The 798-nt window shown below is 71.2% G+C and carries 1 protein-coding gene; it reads left to right on the forward strand.

The genetic code is table 11. The features are described from left to right. On the forward strand, nt 1–798 hold a 798-nt coding region (locus tag IEZ31_RS55850), incomplete at both ends, for a galactosyltransferase-related protein (RefSeq protein ID WP_268241784.1).

The raw sequence follows: 798 nt of genomic DNA on the forward strand, positions 1-798 counted from the left end.
TTAGCGCAGCTCATCGCCGGCCGGTTCCCGCAGCAACACAGCCGGCTGGAGGAAGACCCGCGCTACCAGCTCGGCTTCGAGCCCGACACCTTCGAGCAGAGCCGCACCCCGTGGCTGTTCGCCTACTGCAACAACATGTCGATCTCGCGCAAGCTGCTCGATGCCGTCGGCGGGTTCAACGAGGACTTCGTGCGCTGGGGCTACGAGGACAACGAGCTGGCGTACCGCATCTTCCGGCACCAGGGCCGGGCCTCGGGCCATTTCCGCTACGACGGGGACGCGCGCACCTACCACCTGCCGCACTTTCGCAACTGGCGGGTCGACTGGGCCGGCGCGCAGGGTTACATCCCCTACATCAAGGACCGCTACCGGCACTTCGACGTGGAGCTGCTCGGCGCCCCGCCGCTGCGGGTGGCCCAGGCGGTGCCCTTCTACGAGCGCTGCCTCGACGCGCTGCGGGCCGGGCCGCGGGTCACCCTGGTGCTGCCCGACGTCGAGCGGGACCTCTGGCTCGGCTTCGGCGTCGGGCGGCCGGGCATGCCCCGCTGCGATCACCTCGCCCCGCCCGACGAGGAGAACCTGCACCTGCTCGGCGTGGCCACGCCCTTCCGGGACGGCTCGTTCGACCGGGTGGTCAACGTCGACCTGTGGCGGATGCTCAACGCCGCCGACATGTCGGCGCTGCTGCTGGAGGGCCTGCGGATCGGGAGCGAGGTGGTGCTCGTGTGGTCCAGCGGGCTCGGGGCGCCGCTCGCCGCCGACCTGCCGTACGTGGTCGCGATGCTGCGCCCGCACTGC

The organism is Dactylosporangium sucinum (assembly GCF_014647515.1).
Taxonomy (GTDB): Bacteria; Actinomycetota; Actinomycetes; order Mycobacteriales; family Micromonosporaceae; genus Dactylosporangium; species Dactylosporangium sucinum.